This window comes from Rhizobium sp. 10N414 (assembly GCF_056394785.1).
The window spans coordinates 1-15,608 of the sequence record NZ_JBFTIN010000072.1 but is presented as its reverse complement, the minus strand read 5'-3'; the positions used below and the strand labels follow the sequence as shown (position 1 = coordinate 15,608).

The following is a 15,608-nucleotide window of genomic DNA, read 5'->3' as shown; positions in this document are numbered from 1 at the left end:
GAGGCAGTCATGCTTCCAACTCCCCTGTTGAGATTTTCCGAACCCCAACAGGATAAGCCGAAAGGCTGGAAGCGTGACTGTCCCTCGATCATCACCTGCATCTCAGTGATCCGTTCTCTCCAGAGGCGACCTCTTTCATGTCACCTCCCTTCGATGCTGACTTTATAGCGCGGCTCTCCGCAAACGCACAGATCGAGGCCGGCGAGCCGGCCTCTTAAAAGTCAGCCTGCCTCAAGCACAGCCGGGGACATCCTCGATCCGGTGCCAGACCGGGATGCCGCGTTCGCGCGCGATGCGAACATCATTGTCGGCGCCTTTCGATTCGCCCTCAAGCCGCAGCACGCCATCGCAAAGCTGCAGCAGGCGGCCGGCAACGGGGTGGAAGATTTCCTCGTAGAGATCATCGCCGACAGCCTTGCCGCCGGCCGCGTTCCACACGGGGAGCGCCACCCATTCCCCAATCATCGGTACATGGCCCGCCTGGAACAGCCTGTGCGAGGGCTGCTCCAGCCGCTGCAGATTGGTAGCCATTTTTTCCGGGTCATCCCCGGTTCCGGACCTGTAGGGACCAGCAATCAAGATCAACATCATCAAGCTCCATTTCCCTCGGCTTCATGCACGAGATGGCCGATAACTGCACGATATTTCTTGATTGTCGATTCATTTCGTGCAATTTCATGATAATTCGTGCAAATACGGGATGAAGGCATGCTTACGACCCAGCGCAGATCGTTGATCCTCGATATTCTCAGGCGAGACGGCCAGGTGATTGCCAAACGTGTCGCCGAAGACTTCTCGCTTTCGGAGGACACGATCCGCCGCGACCTCAGGGAGATGGCGGCGGAAGGTTTGCTGAAGCGTGTTCACGGCGGGGCGATGCCTGTTGCGCCCGAGCTGCCGGATTTCTCGACGCGAAAGAGTGTTTCGTCCGAGGCGAAGGCGCGGTTGGGGCGAAAGGCCGCCTCGCTCGTGCAACCCGGGCAGCTGATCTTTCTGGATGGCGGGACGACGACGGCGGAGATTGCCCGGCAACTGCCGCGCGACTTTGCGTTCTCGGTCGCGACGCACAGTCCGACGATCGCTGCGGAGCTGGAACACCACCCGACGGCGAGCGTCATCCTGATCGGCGGCAAGCTCTACAAGCACTCGATGGTCGCGGTCGGCGCCGTTGCGATGGCCGCGATCTCGCAGCTTCGGCCGGGTATGTTCTTTCTCGGCGTGACGGCTGTGCATCCCGTACACGGGCTGTCGACAGGCGACTTCGAGGAGGCGGCCATCAAGCGGCACATCGCATCCTGCGCGGCCGAAACCTACGTGCCGCTAACGGAGGAGAAGTTCGATCACGTCTCTCCCTGCCAGGTCCTTCCGATCTCAGGCGTATCGGGGCTGATCGTCGCCTCTGATATCCCATCGGCAGCCATAGAGCCCTATCGCAATCTTACTGCCGAGATCCTCGAAGCATGAACGGCGGGACGAAGCGCGCCCTGAGTTCCTCGAGGTTCTGTGGCAACAGGCTCGCAGCGAGACCGACGACAAAGACAGCGAAGACGATATAGGCGAACGTGTCGCGGCCGGCCCAGAGGGTCAGGACGTCATGCAATCCGGGCTGTAGCGCAGCAATTGACGTCGAAAGCCGCATCTCGCCAAGCACACGACCCGGGATGGTCGCGAAGGCGGGTGCTTCCGACAGCGCCAATAGCGCGCCATAGACGGCGGTGACGGAAATGATTGCGCGCAGCGCACGCCACGCACCAAACGGCCGCGCGCCACTCTCTTCAAACGACCAGCCGATATAGGCACAGAAGATCACAAAAAACAGGAACGCCACCGGCAGCCCATCCAGCACGGCCTCCGGCTTCAACTGGCCGGTCCAGCCGTTGGCGAGGAGCAGCGGAAACGGCGCCGATGCAACGAACCAGATTGCGACAATCACGCCCCAGATCCAGTTCATCGACAGATAGTGGATGCGGGCAAGCGTCACGACGAGGATGATGCCCCCCGCTAGGTAGACGCCCGACGGTTTCATGGAACCGGTCATGGTGACGATGATCGGCCCGCAGGAGCCGGCGATCCGCGCGCAGCCGGACGAAACGACCGTCAGCCAGGTCACGTAGTCAAAACACATGGTGAAGAAGAGGAAGATCGCGATGGCGATCAACATCCACCAAAGATAGCGGCCCGCAAACATATCCTGCCCTCATGGCGTTCGATGTACTGGGCAAAAGGGTAACTCAGCCCACAAAAACCGCATCCGTTCTCGTGGGCTGTAGTTTCACATACATTAGCAACTTCTATTTTCGCAGCGAGACTGTCCCGTTCCGGAACGGCTTATGCAGTCAACGCAGCCGTCGCGCGAATATCACCAACATGCATACCGTTCCAATTGTGCATCTGGACGGTCGCCATGGCGGCCAGGCGCGCGCGAATCGCATCTTCCTTGCCGAAGAATCGGCTGAGGGCGGCGGCAACCATTGCCTCGGAGGCACGCGAATGGCCGTCGTCGCATTTGACTGTTATCGCGACTCCCTGCTCGGGGATCGCCGCGCAGAAGACACCCTCGGCCCCCGTCTTGGCGAAGATGCGACCAGGTGCGGCCTCCATCAGCGCGGTGCAGGCACGGCCGGTTCCGGCCACATAAAAGGGCTCGGCCATGCAGGCATCAAACAGCCGCCGGGAAGCCTTGGCGCGGAGCGGCTCGAGGCCATTGCCGGTCGCCATCTTGGCAAAGCCAAGCGCCAGGCCACGCAGGGGAACGGCGTAGGTCGGGATGGAGCAGCCATCCGTGCCGCAATTGCCATGGCCAAGCGCCGCACCTGTCAGGCTTTCCATGACGCCACGAATTTCGGCCTGCAGCGGATGGTCGTAGCCGACATATCCCTTCGGATCGATGTCCTGATGGCAGCAAGCGCAGATGAAGCCGGCATGCTTGCCGGAGCAGTTGTTGTGCAATGCCGTCGGCTTGTCGATCGTGCACGCCTGGTGGATCAGCACCTTCTGGCTCGAGGACCAATGAGCGCCGCATTCCAGCGTTTCGACATCGCGACCGGCTTTCGCCAGCATGGCGGCGGCGAGCGCCACATGCTCGTCCTCGCCATTGTGCGAGGAGCAGGCCAGCGCCAGTTCCTTGTCGCCGAAGCCATAGGCGTCCGCAGCACCGCTTTCCATCAGCGGCAGCGCCTGCATCGCCTTGCAGGCAGAACGCGGGAAGGTTGGCGCGTCGATGTCGCCGATCGAGAACACGATCTTTCCATCACCATCCACGGCAACGACGGCGCCGCGATGGCGGCTTTCAACGAGCGAGCCTCGGGTGACTTCGACGGTGACGGGATTGGTCATGGCTTGGTCCTGATCATGTAGGCAGATGCGTCACGCATAGCGAGTCGCGTCGATAAAGCAATTGCCTTTCGTCGACTCCTGTACCGCGGCGCCGCTCAAAGCGGCGTGACGCGATAGGCGCAACGGCGGGCGCCGAGCAGGATATGTTCCTCGCGCTCGACCTTGGCGCCGAGGACGGCGCGAAATGTCTCCAGCTCGGAGCGGCAAAAACCGGCACAGACGCTTGCGGCGGCGCAGATCGGGCAGTGGTTTTCGACAAGCAGAAGCGAACCGTCCGCCTCTTCCCAGCTGTCGGCCATGTATCCTTCGCTGGTGCGTATGGCGGCGAGCTGCCGCACACGCGATCCCGTGTCGGCAGCGTCGACTTCCTTGCGGTAGCGCTTGAGGATATCTGCTTCGCGGGCGGAAATGACGGCATCCAGGGCCGGCGTCCCCAGCTGCGCGACCAGCGTGCTCAGGATCGTGGCGGTGAGTTCCGCATGGCCATCGGGAAAGGTCTGGTTGCCGGCAGCAGTCAGGTTCCAGAGCTGTCTCGGCCTCCCCCTGCCGGTCGCGCTTTCGTTCACTGCTTCGACCAGCCCATCCTCCGCCATCTTCGTCAATTGCTGACGGGCGGCTTCCGACGATATGTCGAGCTTTGAGCCGAGTGTCGCGGCAAGCTGAGGTCCTTCCGTCTTGATTAGCAGCAGGATTCGGTTGGCCGGGGATTGTCTCATTTATTTTTCCAAGCTTACACTTGCTTTAATAGCATGGCCGTGTATTTTTTCCAAATAATAACTTGCAAAAATAATGCATATCCCGGGAAGCACACAAGGCATTAGACATGACCGGCATTGAAGAGATTTCCGCAGACAGGCCATCCGTCTTTCACCTGTTTTCCGCGCCGCTTTTGCCCGCGACACTCATGCTCGGCGGTGGCGTCACCCTCTACGCGGTTGAGACCTACATCACCGCGACAATCGCGCCGTCGATCGTGCGCGACATCGGCGGGCTCGAACTGCTGTCATGGATGACGACGCTCTTCGTTGCCGCTGCGGTCCTGGGGTCGATCTTTGTCGCGACGCGTCCTCGAGGCATCGGCTTGCGCAGTGTCTACGTCGCAGGCGCGCTCATCTTCGGCACCGGCAGCCTGGTCTGCGCGCTTGCCCCGGCAATGCCATTTGTGCTGGCCGGGCGTACGGTACAGGGATTCGGCGCCGGTATTCTTGCCGGGCTTGCCTATGCTTTCATTCGCTTCGCCTACCCAGAGCCGCTGTGGCAGAAGGCATCAACCCTCTATGCCGCCATCTGGGGTGTCTCGACCCTGGTCGGACCCAGCCTCGGCGGCTTGTTTTCCGAAGGCAACGCGTGGCGCCACGCCTTCATGGTGCTCGTTCCGCTCTGCGTGCTGATGGCGTCGCTTGCGCCCTGGCTGCTGCCACGCGCCGAGGATGACCGCGCCCATGGCAAGACCCCGATCCTGCAGATTGCCTTGCTGCTTGCCGCCGTGATGCTGGTCAGCATTGCCGGAACGATCGATGTGACAAGCTTCAAAGCACTGCTGATTGCAGCATCGATTGTCGCGATCGTCTCCATGTTATGGGTCGAACGGCGCGGCAGGAACCGCCTCCTCCCGACAGGCGCGGTCACGCTCGTAAAGCCTGTGGCACGTGTCTACCTGACGATGTTCGTGCTGCTGCTGATGCTCACAAGCGACATCTACATACCCTATTTCCTGCAGGCCCTGCATGGCGTGACGCCGCTGGTGTCAGGCTATCTGACCGCCCTTGTCGCGCTCGGCTGGACCTTTGCCGCCTTCTTCAGCGCAACGCTGTCCGAAAAGCGTGCCAGCGCCGCGATCGCCGCCGGCTGCGTGATCGAGATGATTGCGGTTGCCTCGCTGACCATCTTCCTCGCAGCGGATAACCAATCGGGCAACCTGGCCATTCTCGGCCCGGCTGTCATCGGCATGTTCCTAATGGGTTTCGGTGTTGGCCTTGGCTGGGCGCATCTGGTGACCAAGGTCCTGAGCCTTGTCGATAACTCCGAACAGGACAAGGCCTCGGTCGCGATCTCGACGGTACAGTCCCTCGGCAGCGCCTTCGGCGCCGCCGTCGCCGGTGTGATCGTCAACAGCACCGGACTGGTGAACCCTGGCGGGGTTGCCGGCAGCGTCTCGGCTGCCCACTGGCTCTACGTCCTGATGGCCCTTCCAGGCCTGATCGCCGTCGCAACGTCTCTGACCCTCTCGTCGTCCGCCGAACGGCAGGCCCGGTGAGCGACGTGCGAGCGGTCACAAACGCAGCATGATCTGCCGATGTGACCGCTCGTTTCCATCCCAGCGATTGGGCGGATCGGCTCTTGTCGACCGGCCGCGATCACGGCATGGGACCACCCATCACGTGATTTGACCGCTGCCATCACAAACTCTGGTTATTCGAAAGCACACTACTGGTTTATATCAGTGGCATCGGGAATCACGCCATGCCATCCGCTTTTTCGTCCATCCTCCGCGATCGTCAAATCCGCGTCCCAGCGCTGACGCTGGTTGCGCTCGCCTTCACCTATGCCTCGACGATGCCTTATCAATCGATCATCGGCATCAACGAACTCGGCCTGTCCGACCGCAGCTATTCCGGGCTGATCTTCCTTGCGGCGCTGGTCAACGTCTCTACCAGCCTGACGCTCGGCATCTGGTCCGACGGGCTCAGCGATCGGCGCCCGCTGGTGCTGGCGCTGTCGGTGTGCGGCATGCTCGGCTTCGGAATGATCTACGAATTCCGCACCGCCGCAGTCTTCATGTTCGGCATATTGGTGCTGATCCCCATCAGCAATTCCACCTATTCGATCCTGTTTGCCAGTATCCGCGCGACGACGAACACGATGGACCGCGGAAAGGCTGCAGCGATCACGTCCACGGTTCGCGCGCTGTTCTCGGGCTCCTGGGCGCTGGCGCCTGGCCTGATCGGCCTGTACCTCATCAATTCGCAATCGATGACACCGGCCTATGGCATTGCGGCTCTCGCGAGCCTGACCTGCTTTTGCCTCTACCTGTTCGTGGCCAAGCCTGCGCCGGCGGGCGCAGCCTCCCCTTCCCTGAATATCGGCTTCTTCTCGTCGCTCGGCAGGATTTTATCCCCTCATGTGCTGGTGAGGGTCTGCCTCATGGCGCTGCTGCTCGGCTTGCAGCGGTTGAACAGTGTCGTTTCGCCGTTGATCATTACCGATGCCGCAGGCGGCACGGTGGTCGATGTCGGTTTCATGGCCGGCCTCGTCGCCTTCCTGGAAATGCCGTTCATGCTGATGTGGGGCGCGCTGCAGCGGCGCTTCCGCAACGTGCATGTGCTTGCGCTCGGAGCGCTCATCTATTGTCTGTATCTGATATTGCTGAGCTTTGCCTCGGCGCCCTGGCAGATCTATGCCCTCGTGCTGGTCAACGCCTGCGGTGCTGCAGCCATCCTCAGCGTACCGATCACCTACCTGCAGGATCTGATTGCCGATCGCCCGGGACTCGGCAGTTCGCTGGTCTCGGTCAACACGTTCATCGCAAACGGCATCAGTGCGTCGATCTTCGCCGCCGGGACCGGCTTCACAGGATATTCAGGCACAGGACTGCTTGCCGCCGTGGTCGGTCTCGCTTCGGTTGGCCTACTGCTGTTCCTTGAAAGAGCCCCCCGACCGGTCCCGCGACCGGCCTAGATCCGCAGCATGATCTTTCCGATGTGACCGCTCGTTTCCATCAGCCGATGCGCCTTGGCGACGTCTTCGAAAGGAACGACGGTATCGATAATAGGCGCAAGCTTGCCTTCATCGAGAAGCGGCCAGACCTGGGAAAGGAGATCGTCCCGGATCGCGCGCTTTTCCTCAGGCGTGCGCGGGCGCAGCGTCGAGCCGGTGATCGTCAGCCGTTTGACCATGATCGGCGCTAGATTGACCTTTTCCACGACAGCGCCGCCGAGAAAGGCGATGATCGAGAGGCAGCCGTCCTTCGCAAGCGATTCCACGTTCCGCTCAAAATAGGCAGCACCTATCATATCGAGGATGATATCGACACCGTGGCCCGTCTCGGTCTTGATGACCTCTGCAAAATCGTCGGTCTTATAGTTGATGGCCCGCTTTGCACCGAGCCTGACGCAGGCGTCGCATTTCTCCTGCGAACCGGCGGTCGCGTAGACCTCAGCGCCGAAGGCCCGCGCAAGCTGGATGGCGGTCGTTCCGATACCACTCGAGCCGCCGTGCACGAGGACCTTCTCGCCTTCTGTCAGCCCGGCCATCTGGAACATGTTGGCCCAGACGGTGAAGTAGTTCTCCGGGAGGGCGGCCGCCTTGGCCGCATCGTAGCCTTTCGGGAAACGGAGCGCCTGGCCGGCGGGCAGCAGGCAATATTCGGCATAGGCGCCGCCGTTCGTCAGGCCGCAGACTTTGTCGCCGACGGCAAAATCTCTGACGCCAGCGCCAACGGCAACGATCTCGCCCGCCATCTCAAGTCCGAGGATCGGGCTTGCGTCCTTGGGCGGGGGATAGGTGCCCTGACGCTGAGCGACGTCGGGCCGGTTGACGCCGATCGCCTCGGTGCGAATAAGAAGCTGCCCCTCGCCCGGTATCGGCAAGGGTCCGGTGGCAATCCGCATCACTTCAGGCGCGCCGAAGCTCGGCAGGTCGATGAAGCGCATCTGCGTGGGCAAAGACATGGTCCGGTCTCCTCGTTCCGAAAGCACGTGAGATAGTCCAGCGCTTCGGATTTGAGAAGGCAGGAAGAACGGATGGCGTCAATTCGTCTCGCCCAGGAGGTGGAAGACGAGCCCCTCCTCGCTTTCCTTAGCCTCGGCCTTAATGTGAGCAATTTCGGCGCTGACGCGATTGGTGTCGTCGATGACAAGACCTTCCGGTAGCTCCAGCACGCCGATCGAGCAGCGCATCAGCGGGAACAGTGCCTCGACGCCTGCGCGGTCATGGCCGCGAATGCTGCCAGCGGCGCGATCCGTATCGGAATAGAGGCCGAGCACATCCTCGTGAAAATCGCTGATCAGGCGGTCGAGAATTTCTGTCAGCTCTTCCTTGGCCCAGCCGCGGACGCCGATGAAGAAATCGTCGCCGCCGACATGCCCGAGGAAATGACGTTCGGCGAAAAAATAGCGGCGCATGAGGGCGGCAAAGAGCGAAATCGCGTGGTCGCCGAGATGGAAGCCATAGGCATCGTTGAACGGCTTGAAGTTGTCGAAATCACAGTAGCAGAAGTGACGCTTCTCGTCGCCATCGAGGCTGGACTCGCGCATGAAGTCGCGGATCGCCCTGTTGCCCGGCAGTCCGGTCAGAGGGTTCTGGTCCTGGGCCGTCTTCAGCTTCTTCTCATTCATGACCTTGATGAGCGAGGCGGCTGACACGACACCCGCATAGCGCATGTTGTCGGTCAAAAGCAGGCAGTTCGTGCCTTCCATGTTGGCGAAGATCGCCATTAGCTGTTCGGTATCGGAATCAAGCCCGACGATCGGCGCCATCTCGACAAAGTGGGAGATCGTTCGCTCGTAGACCTTGTTCTTCAGGAGGTCGCGACCGAAAGGCTGGTAGATGTATTCCTTCAGATGGCGTTCGTGCAGGATACCGCGCGGCTCGCCGTTCGCATTCAGCACCGGGAAAAACGCCTGCTGCGGATTGCGGCGGAACAGCTCGAAGACACTGTCGATCGTGTCGTTTTCATAGACTGTCGGCAGCATCTCGATCTGCTTGCGGATCAGGATCTCGTCGAGCGATTGCGGATTTCGCTTGCTCTTGCCGAGGTCCAACAGGTGCGGAAACGACGGCTGCAACTCGGTGACATAGGTGGTCGGGCGGGAGACGAACCAGCCTTGGACGAGATCGACGCCGAACTCGCGGCAGGCGACGAATTCCGCCTCCGTCTCGATGCCCTCGGCGATGACGCGAGTGCCGAGCACATGGGCGATGTGGACGATGTTTTTCAGAAGATGGCGCTTGCGCGGGCTGCTGTCGATGTCGGCGATGAAATGGCGGTCGATCTTCAGGTAATCGACCGGGTGGTCGCAGAGCAGCTTCATCTCGCCGTGGCCGACACCGAAATCGTCGATCGCCAGCTTGAAGCCGGCCTTGCGGAGAAGCGATACGAGCGCCGCAAATTCGGGCACGCTAGTATTGTCGAAGCGTTCGGAAAACTCGAAACAGATGGAAGACGGAGGAATATTGGCGAGCTTCAGGTGCTGCAGCAGGCCTTCCACCAGGCGCTCACCATGCGGGATCAGCCGAACATCGAGATTGAGGAACAGTGTTGAACTGGAAAAGTGCGGCAGCGTTGCGAACTTCGCAAGCGCACGGCTTGCCACCATCTGCTCCAGTTGCATAAGCTGCTGGTTCTTGTGAGCCTCGTCGAGGATTTCGATCGGGGAGTTGAAGCCGATGCGTTCCTGCCCGCGCATCAGCGATTCATAGCCGAACGCCACTCCCGTCCCTGCTTCCACGATGGGCTGGAACGCGTTCTCGATGACGAGTTTCGCAAGGGTCACGATCTGATCGCTGGCGTAGCGACGAACAAGCGCCGGATCGACGGTGGCAGCCAAGCGCAGGGAAACTGGCGGAGAAGGATCAACGAACCCTTTCCCGAGTATGAAACTTTTGTGAAACCACGTCCAGTTTCGATCGAATTTTATCGATCAATCAATGGCTTGGTCAGGCTGTATGCCTGTTCTCAGCCTCATGATCGGCGAACATGTCAGCGACGCATTTGCCACCCCGGGAGACGCCGCTCTGATCGAAGGCGCCTTCGGGGCATCCGCCGAGTTTGCGGGCGGCCTCCCACATGCGCAGGGCCTCGCGCACAACCTCGCTGCTTGACGCATAGGTGCCATTGTCGACAGCGGCGCGGATATCCGCAGCCTGCAGCGGCGAAATGGATACGGTAACCATCGGCATGAGATTCCTCCCTTTGCCTCGTCGGACAGTGCCTGTCCTCTGGGAGACGGATTAACCCGTCCACGGCATTGCCGACGCCGCCGCCTCGGCTGCCTCTTATTGGGCGAAATTTTAGACCCCACTCACATACTTGTCAAAAAGGAAACAGTCCGTGATGTCTGCCTGTGAATTGCGGGCATAAGTCAGCGACGGACCGCAAGACCGAAAGCGAGCATCGACCAACCCTGCAGCAGAAGGTCACAGGCGAGGAAAAGTCCCAGGATCCAAAGGCTGTTGACCGGCCATCCGAGCGCAATCACCACGCCAGCCAGCGCCGTGATGATACCGCTCACAAGGACCCAGCCCCATCCTTTCACGGGGCGCATGCGCCAGCCGACCCAGATTCGGAACACGCCAGCAACGAGCAAGGCGATCGCCAGAAACAGCGTCAACACGGCCGATGCCAGAAGGGGATTCTCGAAGGCAAAGAAACCGGCCAGCAGATAGAGAACGCCGCTCAAGGCCCAAACCAGCGCCTGCTCCCAGCTTCTCACCTGAAAGGCGTGGATCAGGTAGACCACGCCGCCGACCAGCATCAGGATTCCGACATAGTAGACGGAGACAACGGTTGCGAGCGCGACGTTTGCCAACGCGATAAAGCCGCAGACGATCAGCAGCACGCCAAGTGCCGCGAACCAACCCCATTTCGATTGCAGCGACGAAAAACCCAGTCGATCAGAAATATCTGCCATGGCACACCTCCTGGTTGGTAAAAGAATATGCCGCAAAATCGCGGAATTGGAAGAGGTTAGCCTTCTGGAAGTGTTGCCAGATTTTTATTGATTGATCAGTCAATCAAAATTATGCTGGATGGCATCTTCATGGAGTGATGCGATGCCCAAGGTCGGAATGGAGCCGGTTCGCCGCAAGGCGCTTGTCGATGCCGCGCTGCGCGTGATCGGCGATCACGGCTCGCTGACTGTCACCATGTCCGAAATTGCCCGGCAGGCCGGTGTGTCGCCGGCGCTGGCGCATCATTACTTCGGCAGCAAGGAACAACTGCTGATCGAGACTGTCCGCTCTCTCCTCAAGCAGCTGCGCGACGACGTCGTGACTGCGCTGAAGGCGGTTGACGCACCGCGCGAGAAGCTCTCCGCCGTCATCCGCGTCAGCTTCCAGGCAGACCAGTTCGCGCCGGCAACAATCGCCGCCTGGCTGGCCTTCTACGCCGAGGCGCAGCGCTCCGAGGAAACCCGGCGCTTCCTTGTCATCTATGCCCGCCGTCTGCAGTCGAACCTCATCGCCAACCTGAAAGCGCTCTGCCCTTACGATGCCGCAGAACGCATTGCCGAAGGCGCGGCTGCGATGATCGACGGGCTCTACATCCGCCAAAGTCTGAGGTCGGCGCCTGTCAGCATCGAGGCATCGATCGCGCTTACCGAAGACTATATCAATTCACAGCTTGCCGCCCTTGCGAAAGGACAGATCCAGTGACCCTCAGAGCCCAGCCGAAAGCCTCCCATTTCATCGACGGCGAATATGTCGAGGATGACGCGGGCAGCGTCATCGAAAGCATCTATCCGGCGACCGGCGAAGTCATCGCCCGGCTGCACGCGGCAACCCCTGCTATCGTCGAAAAGGCGATCGCATCGGCCAAGCGCGCCCAGCCGGAATGGGCTGCGATGAGCCCGACGGCGCGCGGCCGTATCCTGAAGCGCGCCGCTGACCTCATTCGCGAACGCAATCGCGAGCTGTCCGAACTGGAGACGCTGGATACTGGTAAGCCGATCCAGGAAACGATCGTCGCCGACCCGACATCAGGCGCCGACAGCTTCGAGTTCTTCGGCGGCATTGCAGCTGCCGGCCTCAATGGCTCCTACATCCCGCTCGGTGGCGATTTCGCCTACACCAAGCGTGTTCCGCTTGGCGTCTGCGTGGGCATCGGCGCCTGGAACTATCCGCAGCAGATCGCCTGCTGGAAGGGTGCACCGGCGCTCGCCGCCGGCAATGCCATGGTCTTCAAGCCGTCGGAAAACACACCGCTTGGGGCCCTTGCCATTGCCGAGATCCTTCATGAGGCGGGCCTGCCGAAGGGGCTCTACAATGTCATCCAGGGGGATCGCGAGACGGGACCGCTGCTGGTCAACCATCCTGATGTCGCCAAGGTGTCGCTGACGGGCTCGGTTCCGACCGGCCGCAAGGTCGCCGCGGCCGCTGCCGGCAGCCTCAAGCACGTCACCATGGAGCTCGGCGGCAAGTCGCCTCTAATCGTCTTCGACGATGCCGATATCGACAGCGCCGTCGGCGGCGCCATGCTCGGCAACTTCTATTCGACCGGCCAGGTCTGCTCGAACGGCACACGCGTCTTCGTGCAGCGGAAGATCAAGGCGGAATTCCTCAAGCGGTTGAAAGCCCGCACCGAGGCGATCGCCATCGGCGATCCGATGGACGAGGCGACGCAGCTCGGGCCGATGGTGTCCTGGGCGCAGCGCGACAAGGTTCTCTCCTACATCGAGAAGGGCAAGGCCGAGGGTGCGACCCTCGTCACCGGTGGCGGCATCCCCAACAACGTCTCCGGCGAAGGCTACTACGTGCAGCCGACGGTCTTTGCCGACGTCACCGACGAGATGACGATCGCCCGCGAGGAGATCTTCGGCCCCGTCATGTGCGTGCTTGACTTCGACGACGAGGCCGAGGTGATCGCTCGCGGCAATGCGACGGAATTCGGCCTCTCCGCCGGCGTCTTCACATCAGACCTGACGCGCGCCCATCGCGTCGTCGACCAGCTCGAGGCGGGCACGCTGTGGATCAACACCTACAATCTCTGCCCTGTCGAAATCCCGTTCGGCGGCTCCAAGCAATCCGGCTTCGGACGCGAAAATTCGCTGGCCGCGCTGGAGCACTATTCGGAGCTGAAGACGGTTTATGTCGGCATGGGGCCGGTGCAGGCGCCCTATTGAGGCAGCAGGCGGCCGGTCCCGGCAGGTAGCATTCAATTTCGCTTCGTCCCGATCGGCTCTCCAGCGGGCCCGAGGACGAGGTGGTGAATCGGAAAAGAAGCACATCATGCAGCAGGCAGATTTCGTCATCATCGGCTCCGGCTCGGCGGGCTCGGCGCTTGCCTACCGGCTTTCGGAAGACGGCAAGAATACCGTCATCGTCATCGAGGCGGGCGGATCCGACTTCGGGCCGTTCATCCAGATGCCGGCCGCCCTTGCCTGGCCGATGAGCATGAAGCGCTACAACTGGGGCTATCTCTCCGAGCCCGAGCCGAACCTGAACAACCGGCGGATCACCGCGCCGCGCGGCAAGGTGATCGGCGGCTCCTCCTCGATCAACGGCATGGTCTATGTGCGCGGCCACGCCGAGGACTATAACCGCTGGGAAGAGCTCGGCGCGCAAGGCTGGGCCTATGCCGACGTCCTCCCCTACTTCAAGCGGATGGAGCACAGCCACGGCGGCGAGGAAGGCTGGCGCGGCAAGGATGGACCGCTGCACGTCCAGCGCGGTGTCTTCCGCAACCCGCTGTTTCGCGCCTTCATCGAGGCCGGCAAGCAGGCAGGCTTCGAGGCGACCGAGGACTACAACGGCTCGAAGCAGGAAGGCTTCGGACTGATGGAGCAGACGATTTTCGGCGGTCGCCGCTGGTCGGCCGCGTCAGCCTATCTGAAACCGGCGCTGAAACGACCGAACGTGGAGGTCGTCTACGGCCACGCCCACAAGGTGGTGATCGAGAACGGCCGGGCAACCGGCGTCGAAATCGAGCGGGGCGGCAAGATCGAGATCGTCAAGGCGAACCGCGAGGTCATTGTCTCGGCCTCCTCCTTCAATTCGCCGAAGCTCCTGATGCTGTCGGGCATCGGGCCCGGCGCGCATCTGCAGGAAATGGGGATCGAGGTAAAGGCAGACCGGCCGGGCGTCGGCGCCAACCTGCAGGACCACATGGAATTCTATTTCCAACAGGTTAGCACCAAGCCGGTTTCGCTCTATTCCTGGCTGCCCTGGTTCTGGCAGGGGGTCGCGGGCGCGCAATGGATGTTCACCAAGTCGGGGCTTGGCACCTCGAACCAGTTCGAGGCCTGCGCCTTCCTGCGCTCGGCGGCTGGCGTCAAGCAGCCCGATATCCAGTACCACTTCCTGCCGGTCGCGATCAGCTATGACGGCAAGGCGGCGGCCAAGAGCCACGGCTTCCAGGTGCATGTCGGCTACAACCTGTCGAAGTCGCGCGGCAACGTCACGCTCGGCTCCTCGGACCCGAAGGCCGATCCTGTCATTCGCTTCAACTACATGAGCCATCCCGAGGACTGGGAAAAATTCCGCCATTGCGTGCGGCTGACCCGCGAGATCTTCGGCCAGAAGGCCTTCGGCCAGTATCGCGGCCCGGAGATCCAGCCGGGGGAGGCCGTCCAGACCGACGAACAGATCGACGCCTTCCTGCGCGAGCACCTGGAAAGCGCCTATCACCCCTGCGGCACCTGCAAGATGGGCGCGAAAACCGACCCGATGGCGGTCGTAGATCCCGAAACGCGCGTCATCGGCGTCGACGGGCTGCGCGTCGCGGACAGCTCGATCTTCCCGCACGTCACCTACGGCAATCTCAACGGCCCGTCGATCATGACCGGCGAGAAGGCTGCCGACCATATCCTCGGCAAGCAGCCGCTGCCGCGCTCCAACCAGGAGCCGTGGATCAATCCGCGCTGGGAAACGAGCGATCGGTAAATCTGCCGATCGCCATCAGACAAAGCCGATCCAGCGGCCGGCAAGAAGCGCGGATATCCATACGGCCGCGGAAAGGCCCGCCTGCAGGCGCAAGCTGAACGCGGGCGCAGAGCCTGACACGGCCCGCCGCCAGGCAGCCTGGGCATGGACCACGGCCGCGTTCACGATGCCGAGCACCAGCAGCCCCAGCTTTGCGAGGAAGGCCAGATTTCCGGCGTATTCCATCGGCTTGACGCTGAAAAGGGCAAAGCCGGTGATAGCAGCTCCCACGAGCCCGACAGCCGCGGCCCGCGACAGGAACGGGCCAAGCACCGCCAGCGGCACCGAGCCGAAGCAGCCCATCAGCCGCAGATCCAGCGGCAGGATCGCCCCGATCAGCAGGCCGATCGAAAGGATATGGGCGGCGTTGACGGCCATGTAGACAAGCGCCGAGCGCCGCAGCCCTGACGACAGCGGGGTTGCGGCGAGCCATTCCAGGAACTCGATCGCCATCGCCTAGAGCCTTTCGGGGTTAAATTGAAAGGTTCTTCTGTAACGGGCCTTGAGTCAATCCCTTGTGAGCTTAGTCCCTCGCCGAGTGCTTGCTTCTGTTCGCAGTCGGGGCTTGGCCGCTGCTTTATGGGGTCTGCTGAGGACCGGCTGGCCAATCTAGGAACGCGCAGTCACCTGAGTGC

The 15,608-nt window shown here is 61.6% G+C and carries 15 protein-coding genes; 6 read left to right on the top strand and 9 right to left on the bottom strand.

Annotated elements, in window-relative coordinates; genetic code table 11:
* Positions 1 to 231 precede the first annotated feature (231 nt).
* Positions 232 to 588 (bottom strand): DUF4406 domain-containing protein, encoded by a 357-nt coding sequence (locus tag AC1DE4_RS30940; protein ID WP_477884670.1) that lies wholly within the window; start codon positions 586 to 588, stop codon positions 232 to 234.
* A 120-nt stretch (positions 589 to 708) separates the two neighbouring features.
* On the opposite strand from AC1DE4_RS30940, the gene AC1DE4_RS30935 reads away from it, so the two are divergent.
* Positions 709 to 1,464, top strand: a complete 756-nt coding sequence (locus tag AC1DE4_RS30935; RefSeq protein WP_477884668.1) for a DeoR/GlpR family DNA-binding transcription regulator — start codon at positions 709 to 711, stop codon at positions 1,462 to 1,464.
* Here AC1DE4_RS30935 and AC1DE4_RS30930 read toward each other — a convergent pair.
* From AC1DE4_RS30930 to AC1DE4_RS30920, 3 genes are all read right to left on the bottom strand, one after another.
* The gene (locus AC1DE4_RS30930) at positions 1,439 to 2,188 is read right to left on the bottom strand and encodes a hypothetical protein (protein ID WP_169683895.1); all 750 of its coding nucleotides are present in this window, start codon (positions 2,186 to 2,188) and stop codon (positions 1,439 to 1,441) included. The genes AC1DE4_RS30935 and AC1DE4_RS30930 overlap by 26 nt on opposite strands.
* 140 nt (positions 2,189 to 2,328) lie before the next feature.
* On the bottom strand, positions 2,329 to 3,336 hold the full coding sequence (locus tag AC1DE4_RS30925) for an asparaginase (protein WP_477884667.1): 1,008 nt from the start codon (positions 3,334 to 3,336) through the stop codon (positions 2,329 to 2,331).
* Between the two features lie 95 nt (positions 3,337 to 3,431).
* Complete coding sequence (locus tag AC1DE4_RS30920) at positions 3,432 to 4,052, bottom strand: helix-turn-helix transcriptional regulator (protein ID WP_477884666.1); 621 nt, start codon at positions 4,050 to 4,052, stop codon at positions 3,432 to 3,434.
* A gap of 107 nt (positions 4,053 to 4,159) precedes the next feature.
* Here AC1DE4_RS30920 and AC1DE4_RS30915 point away from each other — a divergent pair, with 107 nt between their 5' ends.
* Positions 4,160 to 5,593, top strand: coding sequence for an MFS transporter (locus AC1DE4_RS30915; RefSeq protein ID WP_477884665.1), 1,434 nt, complete (start codon positions 4,160 to 4,162; stop codon positions 5,591 to 5,593).
* Between the two features lie 206 nt (positions 5,594 to 5,799).
* The gene (locus tag AC1DE4_RS30910; protein ID WP_477884664.1) at positions 5,800 to 7,014 is read left to right on the top strand and encodes an MFS transporter; all 1,215 of its coding nucleotides are present in this window, start codon (positions 5,800 to 5,802) and stop codon (positions 7,012 to 7,014) included.
* On the opposite strand, the gene AC1DE4_RS30905 is transcribed toward AC1DE4_RS30910, so the two are convergent.
* The 4 genes from AC1DE4_RS30905 to AC1DE4_RS30890 form a co-directional block, all read right to left on the bottom strand.
* Positions 7,011 to 8,006, bottom strand: coding sequence for an NAD(P)H-quinone oxidoreductase (locus AC1DE4_RS30905; protein ID WP_477884663.1), 996 nt, complete (start codon positions 8,004 to 8,006; stop codon positions 7,011 to 7,013). The two genes, AC1DE4_RS30910 and AC1DE4_RS30905, sit on opposite strands and share 4 nt — an antisense overlap.
* A gap of 78 nt (positions 8,007 to 8,084) precedes the next feature.
* Positions 8,085 to 9,890, bottom strand: coding sequence for a GGDEF domain-containing protein (locus AC1DE4_RS30900; RefSeq protein ID WP_477884669.1), 1,806 nt, complete (start codon positions 9,888 to 9,890; stop codon positions 8,085 to 8,087).
* 103 nt (positions 9,891 to 9,993) lie between these two features.
* On the bottom strand, positions 9,994 to 10,236 hold the full coding sequence (locus AC1DE4_RS30895) for a ribbon-helix-helix domain-containing protein (protein ID WP_112660907.1): 243 nt from the start codon (positions 10,234 to 10,236) through the stop codon (positions 9,994 to 9,996).
* 182 nt (positions 10,237 to 10,418) lie between these two features.
* Positions 10,419 to 10,967, bottom strand: coding sequence for an HdeD family acid-resistance protein (locus AC1DE4_RS30890; RefSeq protein ID WP_018858468.1), 549 nt, complete (start codon positions 10,965 to 10,967; stop codon positions 10,419 to 10,421).
* Between the two features lie 142 nt (positions 10,968 to 11,109).
* On the opposite strand from AC1DE4_RS30890, the gene betI reads away from it, so the two are divergent.
* The 3 genes from betI (at position 11,110) to betA (ending at position 14,934) form a co-directional block, all read left to right on the top strand.
* Positions 11,110 to 11,709, top strand: coding sequence for a transcriptional regulator BetI (gene betI / locus AC1DE4_RS30885; protein WP_018116475.1), 600 nt, complete (start codon positions 11,110 to 11,112; stop codon positions 11,707 to 11,709).
* Positions 11,706 to 13,175, top strand: coding sequence for a betaine-aldehyde dehydrogenase (betB, locus tag AC1DE4_RS30880; protein WP_113472111.1), 1,470 nt, complete (start codon positions 11,706 to 11,708; stop codon positions 13,173 to 13,175). The genes betI and betB overlap by 4 nt, the downstream gene beginning before the upstream one ends.
* Before the next feature lie 106 nt (positions 13,176 to 13,281).
* Positions 13,282 to 14,934 carry a choline dehydrogenase gene (gene betA / locus AC1DE4_RS30875; RefSeq protein ID WP_477884662.1) on the top strand — a complete coding sequence of 551 codons (1,653 nt, stop codon included), beginning with the start codon at positions 13,282 to 13,284 and terminating at the stop codon, positions 14,932 to 14,934.
* 15 nt (positions 14,935 to 14,949) lie between these two features.
* Here the strand turns inward: betA and AC1DE4_RS30870 are convergent, their stop codons facing one another.
* Positions 14,950 to 15,426 carry a DUF6644 family protein gene (locus tag AC1DE4_RS30870; RefSeq protein ID WP_113472113.1) on the bottom strand — a complete coding sequence of 159 codons (477 nt, stop codon included), beginning with the start codon at positions 15,424 to 15,426 and terminating at the stop codon, positions 14,950 to 14,952.
* Between the last annotated feature and the right edge of the window lie 182 nt (positions 15,427 to 15,608).

What these genes read in the sequence shown, in the direction of transcription:
- AC1DE4_RS30910 (WP_477884664.1), top strand. Translation starts at nt 5,800, where the DNA reads ATGCCATCCGCTTTTTCGTCCATCCTCCGCGATCGTCAAATCCGCGTC.
- AC1DE4_RS30905 (WP_477884663.1), bottom strand. Translation starts at nt 8,006, where the DNA reads ATGTCTTTGCCCACGCAGATGCGCTTCATCGACCTGCCGAGCTTCGGC.
- betI (WP_018116475.1), top strand. Translation starts at nt 11,110, where the DNA reads ATGCCCAAGGTCGGAATGGAGCCGGTTCGCCGCAAGGCGCTTGTCGAT.
- betA (WP_477884662.1), top strand. Translation starts at nt 13,282, where the DNA reads ATGCAGCAGGCAGATTTCGTCATCATCGGCTCCGGCTCGGCGGGCTCG.
- AC1DE4_RS30920 (WP_477884666.1), bottom strand. Translation starts at nt 4,052, where the DNA reads ATGAGACAATCCCCGGCCAACCGAATCCTGCTGCTAATCAAGACGGAA.
- AC1DE4_RS30925 (WP_477884667.1), bottom strand. Translation starts at nt 3,336, where the DNA reads ATGACCAATCCCGTCACCGTCGAAGTCACCCGAGGCTCGCTCGTTGAA.
- AC1DE4_RS30890 (WP_018858468.1), bottom strand. Translation starts at nt 10,967, where the DNA reads ATGGCAGATATTTCTGATCGACTGGGTTTTTCGTCGCTGCAATCGAAA.
- AC1DE4_RS30935 (WP_477884668.1), top strand. Translation starts at nt 709, where the DNA reads ATGCTTACGACCCAGCGCAGATCGTTGATCCTCGATATTCTCAGGCGA.
- AC1DE4_RS30915 (WP_477884665.1), top strand. Translation starts at nt 4,160, where the DNA reads ATGACCGGCATTGAAGAGATTTCCGCAGACAGGCCATCCGTCTTTCAC.
- AC1DE4_RS30870 (WP_113472113.1), bottom strand. Translation starts at nt 15,426, where the DNA reads ATGGCGATCGAGTTCCTGGAATGGCTCGCCGCAACCCCGCTGTCGTCA.
- AC1DE4_RS30895 (WP_112660907.1), bottom strand. Translation starts at nt 10,236, where the DNA reads ATGCCGATGGTTACCGTATCCATTTCGCCGCTGCAGGCTGCGGATATC.
- AC1DE4_RS30930 (WP_169683895.1), bottom strand. Translation starts at nt 2,188, where the DNA reads ATGTTTGCGGGCCGCTATCTTTGGTGGATGTTGATCGCCATCGCGATC.
- AC1DE4_RS30940 (WP_477884670.1), bottom strand. Translation starts at nt 588, where the DNA reads ATGTTGATCTTGATTGCTGGTCCCTACAGGTCCGGAACCGGGGATGAC.